Source organism: Candidatus Omnitrophota bacterium (assembly GCA_034717435.1).
Lineage (GTDB): Bacteria > Omnitrophota > JAUWXU01 > JAUWXU01 > JAUWXU01 > JAYELI01.
Genome location: JAYELI010000012.1, coordinates 1 through 5,019, shown reverse-complemented (window position 1 = coordinate 5,019; position 5,019 = coordinate 1). Strand labels below are relative to the sequence as shown.

5 protein-coding genes are annotated in these 5,019 nt (G+C 41.9%); 1 reads left to right on the top strand and 4 read right to left on the bottom strand.

Annotated features, from left to right (window positions below):
* Positions 1-238: 238 nt before the first annotated feature.
* Complete coding sequence (rnc, locus tag U9Q08_00620; protein MEA3328235.1) at positions 239-1,000, top strand: ribonuclease III; 762 nt, start codon at positions 239-241, stop codon at positions 998-1,000.
* Here rnc and U9Q08_00615 read toward each other — a convergent pair.
* The 4 genes from U9Q08_00615 to rfaE1 form a co-directional block, all read right to left on the bottom strand.
* A complete protein-coding gene (locus U9Q08_00615; GenBank protein ID MEA3328234.1) occupies positions 980-1,939 on the bottom strand; it encodes a KpsF/GutQ family sugar-phosphate isomerase in 960 nt (319 codons plus the stop codon). The genes rnc and U9Q08_00615 overlap by 21 nt on opposite strands.
* 75 nt (positions 1,940-2,014) lie before the next feature.
* Positions 2,015-2,863: a 3-deoxy-8-phosphooctulonate synthase gene (kdsA, locus tag U9Q08_00610; protein ID MEA3328233.1), complete on the bottom strand. Its 849-nt coding sequence runs from the start codon at positions 2,861-2,863 to the stop codon at positions 2,015-2,017.
* Between the two features lie 93 nt (positions 2,864-2,956).
* Complete coding sequence (gene kdsB, locus U9Q08_00605) at positions 2,957-3,694, bottom strand: 3-deoxy-manno-octulosonate cytidylyltransferase (GenBank protein ID MEA3328232.1); 738 nt, start codon at positions 3,692-3,694, stop codon at positions 2,957-2,959.
* Positions 3,695-3,769: 75 nt separating this feature from the next.
* On the bottom strand, positions 3,770-4,804 hold the full coding sequence (gene rfaE1 / locus U9Q08_00600) for a D-glycero-beta-D-manno-heptose-7-phosphate kinase (GenBank protein MEA3328231.1): 1,035 nt from the start codon (positions 4,802-4,804) through the stop codon (positions 3,770-3,772).
* Positions 4,805-5,019 lie beyond the last annotated feature (215 nt).

Here is a 5,019-nt window from a genome sequence, read left to right as displayed (position 1 = left end):
AAGGAAGTCCTGAGTATTCCCGAAGGGCGACCGAAGGATCTCATAAAACCGTGTTTTCTGAGATTCTTCGGCCTTCGGCCTCAGAATGACCTTTTTAGCGTTATTATTTTTAATTTCGGTTAAGGTGCGCACTTTTAAAACATAAATCGCTCTAAAACTGTGCACTTTTAATTTTTAAATAACAATTATCTACATTATACTTGACTATTGGGCCTATTGTGGTTTAAACTATTAAAATATGATAGAAGTTAATCCCTTCGTAAAAAAGGACAGGCCCTCCATAACGGAAAACAGCTTATCTAAATGCCAAAAAACACTCGGATATCAGTTCAATGATGTTAAAATATTAATTAAGGCATTGACCCACCGCTCGTTCGCTCACGAATCTATCTTAAAGGCCGTCAAAGATAATGAACGCCTGGAATTTTTAGGCGACAGCGTATTAAGCATAGTAGTAAGTGATTATTTAGTCAAACACTTTCCAGCGTATTCTGAAGGGATACTGACCAAATTAAGGGCTAATTTAGTTAACGGCCCCAGCCTGACTGAAAAGGCGCTAAAGCTGCATCTGGGTAAGTTTCTTCAACTTGGTAAAGGCGAAATGTTAACCGGCGGCAACAAGCGTGCCTCCATATTGGCCAGCGGCCTGGAAGCAGTCATCGGCGCTATTTATCTTGATGGAGGCCTGAATAAAGCAGCAGATTTCGTTCATTCCTTGTTCAAAAATGAGATTAAATCTTTGAGCCAAAAAAAGGGCGAAAGAAATTGGAAAGGGCTGCTTCAACAATACACCCAGAAAGAGCTAAAATCTCAACCTTCCTATGTGGTCATAGAAGAAAAAGGTCCGGAGCATAAAAAGAGGTTTGTTATCGTGGTTAAGATTTTTGACCGGCTATTGGGAAAAGGTAAAGGAAAAACCAAGAAAGAAGCTGAGCAACAAGCTGCCAAATCAACCCTTCGAAAATATTATCGTCATTATTTAGACCAGGCCGGCCTTTAACAGATCCTGCACATCTACCAAACCGATAGGCCGATTCCGTTCATCGACAACCGGCAATTCATCTATTTTTTTCTCTTTCAAAACCTTAAATGCCTCGGCAGCCAGTTTATCCTTTGTAATGGTAGCAGGCTTTTTGGTCATCACTTCTTTTATTTTTTTGACTAAAAGATCGGGCTCCGTCTCCAGATGCCGGCGGAGATCTCCATCAGTAAAAATACCCCTTAAGCGGCCTTTACTATCTACCACGCTGGCAGATCCCGCCCTGGCTTTGGTAATAATCAACAATGCTTCTTTAACCAGCCTGTTCTCATTTACTGTTGGGCTCGCTGAACGACTGCGCATAATATCTTCTACTTTAAGGAGCAGTTTTTTTCCCAACACGCCTCCGGGATGAAAAAAGGCGTAATCTTCATGCTTAAAGTCCTTTTTACTCACAACTACTATAGCCAGCGCATCACCCATAGCCAGCATAGCAGTTGTAGAAGCAGTAGGAGCAAGATTAAGAGGGCAGGCTTCTTTTTTAACCCCGACATCCAGAGCAACCTCGCTGTTTCTGGCCAAGCTCGATTTCAGATTTCCAGTTAAAGAGATAAGGCCGGCCCCTATTTTCTTTATCGTAGCAATGAGCCTGATAATTTCCTCTGTCTCTCCGCTGTTTGAAAGCGCAATCACCAAGTCGCTTTTGGTCACCATTCCCAAATCACCATGAACAGCCTCTGCTGGATGAAGAAACAGGCTGGGGATCCCCATCGAGGCAAGCGTTGCAGAGATTTTTCTGGCGATCAATCCGGGTTTACCCATGCCGGTAACCACTATCCTGCCTTTACAATTACAGATCATTCTGATCGCTTTCTGAAAGCTCTTTCCCAGCCGGGGGATAAGCGAGGAAATGGCTCCTGATTCAATCTTCAAAACCTTTTTTGCCTGTTTAATGCTCATTTCATTTTCCTTTTCCAAACCTAAAACTTCCATTTTTGGATTCTGCGGTCAAGCCGCAGAATGACGATTGAAAAATTAAGGCTGAAGGTTCAGCTGCTGTTTAGCGCTTTTAACAATCTTGTCTATTTTTTTGACCTGCTTGAGTAAAACTTCCAGCTTATCCATTTCCAGCATATTTGGGCCATCGCAAGGAGCTTTATCAGGAGAGACGTGAACCTCTATAAACAATCCATCGCAGCCCATCCCCACAGCAGCCCTTGCCAGCCCAGGAACAAGTTCTCTTTGGCCGCCGGAAGAATTCCCTTCGCCTCCGGGCAGTTGAACAGAATGTGTAGCATCATATATTATCGGCCAACCAAAATTTTTCATTACCTCAAGAGAGCGCATATCGCTAACTAAATTATTATACCCAAAACTCGTCCCCCGTTCGGTAATAAGAATTTGCTTTCCGCCTGAAGCAATTATCTTTCTAACGACATGGGCCATATCCCAAGGAGCCATAAACTGTCCTTTTTTAACATTAATAACATTGCCGGCCCTGCTGCAGGCAGTAATAAGATCTGTCTGCCGGCAAAGAAAAGCAGGTATCTGGATAACATCCAGTATTTCCTTTACTTCTTTAATTTCCTCCCGGCAATGCAAGTCGCTTAAAACAGGCACACCTATCTCATTTTTTACTTTTTCTAAGATCTTTATGCCTTTTTTAACCCCCGGCCCCCGAAAAGAAGAAATAGATGTCCGGTTCGCTTTATCATAACTGGACTTATATATCAAGGGGATATCCAGGCGGGCAGTAATATCCTTCAGCATCCCGGCATGAGAAAGAGCCTTTTCCTCATCCTCAATAACACAAGGGCCTGCGATCAGGACTAAAGGGTTGTTCCCGCCTATTTTTACATTACCTACTTTTATTTCTCTGGTCATTTTTTAAATGGTTAAATTGTTAAATGGCTAAATTGTTATAACAGTTTGGCAATTTAACAGTTTAACAGTTTAGCAGTTTAATAGTTTAGCAGTTTATTGTATCCGTTTCTTTACCTCGTCTAAATCCCGCGGTGTATCTACGCTGATAGAATCATACTTTGTTTCAACAACCTTTATTTTACAGCCGTGCTCTAAGACCCGCAGTTGTTCGAGGGATTCTGCTTTTTCCAAAGAGGATGGAATAAAATTAGCAAAACTAAACAAAAAATCTTTAGTATAAGCATACATCCCGATGTGTTTATATACCCCGTGCGGGGAAAAGACTGATCCTTCTGTTTGTTTAACCTGATAAGGAATGCATGAGCGTGAGAAATATAAAGCAAAACCATCCTTGTCAGTCACTACTTTAACTATGTTTGGATCATGCAGCTGAACCCTGTCCTGTATCTCATGCTTTAAGGTAACCATTTGGGTAGAAGGGTCTTCGACCAGGACGCTGGCTAAATCATCAATCATCGCCGGTTTAATCAGCGGTTCATCGCCCTGGATATTTACAATTACCTTGACATCCAAAGGATTGACTATCTCGCATATCCTATCTGCACCGCTAAGATGACCTTTTGATGTTAAAATACCCTTTCCTCCGAAAGCCTCTATTGCCTTCATCACCTTTTCATCGTCAGTGGCTATAATCAAATCCTCCAGCAAATGGGCCTTGCTGGCAGCTTCCCAAACCCACTGGATCATGGTTCGGCCTAAAATATTGGCTAACACCTTGCCGGGAAACCGGGAGGATTCATAACGTGCTGGAATTACACCAATAACATCCATATTTTTACCTCCAAAAAAACCTATAGAAATATGCTTCAAAGTTCCTTCGGAATTTTGTCGCGAAATAAATAGAAATTAATGGAAATCTTCTTTGAGCTTCTTCTTATTTCTATGTATTTCTTCCTGCTTTGCACCTTGAACTATACTTTTCAGCAATTCGTCTTGGGTTACCGTCGCTATACCCAGTTTACCCACTACAATCCCGGCTGCATAATTAGAAATAGCTGCTGCTTCCTGCATGGTCGCGCCGCTAGCCAAAGCCAGACCAACTGAAGCAATTACTGTATCACCTGCTCCAGACACATCAAAAACTTCCTGGGCTTTTGTAGGAATATGGGTTATCTTGCCTGACGATTCAAATAAACACATCCCTGCTTCACCAAGAGTGATCAGCACTGCCTGAACCTTTAGTTCATTTAACAGCTTCTTACCTGTTCGCTCCAAGGCATTTTCGCCGCTTAGTTTTATTCCTGTTACTGCCTGCGCCTCATGATGATTGGGAGTAATAATCGTTACTCCTTTATAATAAGAAAAATTATCTCCTTTTGGGTCAACGGCTATTATTTTTTTATGTCTTCTGGCAATAGACAAAACCTCTAAAAGTAAGCGGGGAGTAATTATTCCTTTGCCATAATCCTCGATCAAAATAATATCCACAGAGACGATCCTATCCCGGACAAATGCTATAATCCGGTTAATAAGCTTGAGATCCACAGGATTTTCGTCTTCGGTGTCCACTCTTACTACTTGCTGATGCCGGGCGACAATCCTTGTTTTTGAGGTAGTTGGCCGCTGGCAGGTAGAAAATACGCCTTTGGTGTCGGTTCCCCGCTCTTTCAAATATCCGATTAATTTCTTTCCGTTTCTGTCCCGGCCAATCACCCCGCATGGAAAAACTCTTCCTCCCAGCATAGAAATATTATTAACCACGTTAAGCGCTCCACCGGGCATAAATGATTTAGAATTGACTTTGACAACCGGCACAGGCGCTTCTGGAGAAATGCGAGATACCTCGCCCCAGATAAACTCATCGAGCATAAAGTCGCCAATGACTAACACCTTGGCGCGATTAAACTTAGAAATAATCCTTTTAAATCTTTTAGCATCCATAGTTTTAATTTATAGCACGTCCTCTGAAAAATGTCAATTATAGTTTTAAGACATGTTATCTACGAATTAAAAGTGCACAGTTTTTAGACGATTTATGTTTTAAAAGTGCACACCTTAACCGAAATTAAAAATAATAACGCTAAAAAGGTCATTCTGAGGCCGAAGGCCGAAGAATCTCAGAAAACACGGTTTTATGAGATCCTTCGGTCGCTTAC

Coding starts and splice junctions, on each gene's coding strand:
- rnc (MEA3328235.1), top strand. CDS start 239: ATGATAGAAGTTAATCCCTTCGTAAAAAAGGACAGGCCCTCCATAACG.
- U9Q08_00615 (MEA3328234.1), bottom strand. CDS start 1,939: ATGAGCATTAAACAGGCAAAAAAGGTTTTGAAGATTGAATCAGGAGCC.
- kdsA (MEA3328233.1), bottom strand. CDS start 2,863: ATGACCAGAGAAATAAAAGTAGGTAATGTAAAAATAGGCGGGAACAAC.
- kdsB (MEA3328232.1), bottom strand. CDS start 3,694: ATGGATGTTATTGGTGTAATTCCAGCACGTTATGAATCCTCCCGGTTT.
- rfaE1 (MEA3328231.1), bottom strand. CDS start 4,804: ATGGATGCTAAAAGATTTAAAAGGATTATTTCTAAGTTTAATCGCGCC.